Below are 3,212 nucleotides of genomic sequence, written 5' to 3'. Positions count from 1 at the left end.
TGTTCTCGTTGGTGCGGAGATGTGTGAAAGAGACAGACCCCGCTTTAGACAAGTTTATCCACAAAACGATCTTTGCGTGAGGAACGTCACACTACAGGGGAGGGTCGGGTCAGCGCTCCCACGGCGACCGTGACCGCGCCGGCACCGGAGGCTCGGTGGCCTCCCACACCCGCCGCCACCGCGCCGCCGGCACCGCCCCACGCCCACCAGCCGCACCCACCCGGGGGGTGGCCGCAGCACCGTCGACCGCCGCGCCGGGGCGCAGCGACGCCCACCAGCTCGTCGCGTCCTCCACCCCGAGCCGGTCCACCTCCGCCGACAACCGGGCGGTGAACGCCCGCACATCCTCCCCGTCACCCGGCCGCATCGGCTGGCCGAACCGCACCGACACCCGCGGCCGGCCCGGCACCGGCCACGCCCGGCCCCGCGGCATCGCCGCGTACGCCCCGCGCACCGCCGCCGGCACGACCGGCACCCCCGCCGTCACCGCGAGATACGCCGCACCGAGCCGGAACCGGCCCCGCGCCCCGTCCGCCGACCGGGTGCCTTCGGGAAACACCACCAGGTTCCAGCCGTCACGCAGCAGGTCGACCGGCGTCGACGACGGCGCCCCGCCGCGGCGCTCGATCGGCACCGTCCCGAACGCCAGCGCCGACGACAGGCCCCGCCAGGTGCTTTCAAAGAAGTAGTCCGCCGCCGCCGTCACCGCGGTGCGTTCCCGCACCCGCCGCGGCAGCGCACACAGCAGCATCGGCGCGTCCAGATGGCTGGAATGGTTCGACACCACCAGCACCGGGCCGGCACCGACCGCGTCGAACACCTCCGACCCGGTCACCGTCGGCGTCAACGCCGCATGCAGCAGCGGACCCATCGCCGACTCCAGGAACGCGGTGCGCGCCGCCCGCGCCGGGCCGCTGCGCGCCCACGCCGTCGGGAACTCCCGCGCCGGCGCCGCCCGGCGGTACTCCTGCGCCGACGCCGGAACCAGCCGCCGCCCACCCCAGCGGAACCCGCGCGCCAGCTCCCGCGCCCCCACCCCGGGACGCGGCGGACCTCCGAACCGGCCCGCCGCGCTCATCGCACGTCCGCCAGTGCGTGCGGCGGGGAATGCAGGTAGGTGATCGACGGGTCGCGGCCCACCGTGCCCGACACCATCTCCAACGCGTCCGCGAACGTCGACGCCGCCCGGAAACCCATCCGCGCGCACGCCGCCCGGTCACCGCCCACCCACACCACATCACCCAGGTGGTCCATGCCGTGCGCCGCCCAGTACCACATGTAGAACGGGTGGACACCGTGATAGGCATGCGACGTCCGGTACAGATGCGTGTACCACGGATCGGTCGCGTACTGCTTCTCGAACTTCGCCTCGATCGTCGCCGGGTCCGTCGACTCCGCCAGCACCTCGGAGAAGAAGTCCACATACGACGGATGGTGCAGCTGGGAGAACTCCGGCGTCACCGGGTGGTAAAGGATCATCGCCCCCTGGTGCCGCACCAGCGGCTTCCCCCGGTACATGTTGAAGAAGTACCCCAGCCCCACGCACGTCGCGAGGATCGGGTTCATCACCGAGTTCACGTTGTACGGGCCGACGTAGGGCACGCCGACCACCAGCACGTCGGACTGCCCCTGGACCTCGACCAGCTGCTGGCGGTGCACGCTGGCGATCGTCTGGTCATGGGTGGCCTCCGTCTCCCCGGCGAACACCCCCGTCACCTGGTAGTCCGCCAGCAGGTCGTGGAACAGCCTGCGACGCGGCCGGGTCGGCATCACCGACAGGCCCCGGCTCATCCCGTACGCCATCGCCTGGTCCCGCACCGACCACTCCCACTCACGGCGGGTCAGGAAGCTGTACCGGTCCGGGAAACAGTCGTTGTTCAGCGTCGTCTCCACGTGGAAGATCTTCAGATGGTCGGCGAGGAGCCGACCCATCCGCCACGCCGAGGAATGCATCTCCGACCGGGTGTGGTCCATGAACGACCGCGACCGCAGCATCGTGTGACTGTTGTGGTGGTGACGCAGGCTGTTGTACGACGCCAACCCGATCGGCACCGACTTGTGCCCGCCGTCCATCGCGACCAGGTTCACGTTCACGTACACCAGCAGGTCGCTTTCCGCGGCCCGCCGGTTGATCTCCACATCCTCACCGTGGTCGGTCACCCCCACATGCAGGAGGTTGTCCCGGTCCTCGGCGTCGTGGTTGTACAGGTTGTCCGGCCAGAACGACCGGAACACCCGCTCCCCGACAATGTGCTCGATCTCCGCCGCCGTCATCCGCCGGTGCAGCGCGTTCGCCGCGATCAGCTGCACGTCGTCGACCCCGGCCTCCGCCGCCAGCGTCAGCACCTGCTCGATGACCCGCTGCCGCACATCCGGCCGGCGCATCCGCGGCAGCGGAATCGACAGATCGTCAAACGCGATCGTCAGCCGCATCCCCGGCCGCAGCAGCACCCGCAGCGGCTCACAGTTGTACGGATGTTCCAACGCGTCCGCGATCGCCGCGTCCACATCGCCCACCCCCGGAAGCGACTCCGGCGGATACACCACCCGGGTGCCCAGCGGGAACCGCTCCAGCGTCAGCCCCTCACCCTGGTGCACCAGCAGCGGAGGAGTGCGCTCGTCGACCTCGAGCACGAACCCCGGTCTCACCTACACGTTCCCCTCGTCTGTGAGTCGCCCCGGCCCGACCCGGCGCCCCCGCGCCCGCCGCGCCCTCGGCGGCAGCAGCCGCCACCACCTGGGCAGACAGTCCCGTATACCCCGACCGTGCCGCCTCCCGCGGCACCCCAGCCCCCGGCCCGCCATCCCGGCACGCCACCGGCGGCGCTCCACGCGCCGACACGCCTCACGCCGACGCCGCCGGATCAAACACGATCTTCACCGCGCCGAGCCGACCCGCCGACAGCGCATGGTCCAACGCCTCCCGCCACCGTGCCAGCGGATACACCGCCGACACCACCCCGTCCAGCGGGGCGGTCGCGGCCAGCGCCAACGCCCGACCGAAATCCGACCCGTCCCCCGACAGGCCCGGCCCACCGGCACCGGGGTCGTCGCCGGCGCCGCGGCGCCGGCCCCCCGACGACGCGTACGTCCCGACCAGTTCCAGTTCCCGGAACCACAGCGGCGTCAGATCCACCGACCCCAGTCTCATACACACACCAAACAACGCCACACACCTACCACACATACGCATCATGTTATCGCATGATTTT

Annotated in this window: 2 protein-coding genes and 1 pseudogene; all 3 read right to left on the bottom strand. The window is 71.0% G+C overall.

Annotation, left to right across the window (positions count from 1 at the left end; translation table 11 throughout):
- Positions 1-109 precede the first annotated feature (109 nt).
- Positions 110-1,078 carry a lysophospholipid acyltransferase family protein gene (locus AB1460_RS36455; RefSeq protein ID WP_368967049.1) on the bottom strand — a complete coding sequence of 323 codons (969 nt, stop codon included), beginning with the start codon at positions 1,076-1,078 and terminating at the stop codon, positions 110-112.
- Positions 1,075-2,634 (bottom strand): lactate racemase domain-containing protein, encoded by a 1,560-nt coding sequence (locus AB1460_RS36450; RefSeq protein ID WP_368967050.1) that lies wholly within the window; start codon positions 2,632-2,634, stop codon positions 1,075-1,077. Before AB1460_RS36450 ends, AB1460_RS36455 begins: the two co-directional genes overlap by 4 nt.
- Before the next feature lie 211 nt (positions 2,635-2,845).
- Positions 2,846-3,212: pseudogene (locus tag AB1460_RS36445) on the bottom strand (hypothetical protein); the annotation flags it as partial.

The sequence above is a fragment of the Parafrankia sp. FMc2 genome (assembly GCF_041008525.1).
Lineage (GTDB): Bacteria > Actinomycetota > Actinomycetes > Frankiales > Frankiaceae > Parafrankia.
The sequence above is the reverse complement of the archived record's forward strand: the minus strand, read 5'-3'. Positions and strand labels throughout refer to the sequence as shown.

Coding starts and splice junctions, on each gene's coding strand:
- AB1460_RS36455 (WP_368967049.1), bottom strand. CDS start 1,078: ATGAGCGCGGCGGGCCGGTTCGGAGGTCCGCCGCGTCCCGGGGTGGGG.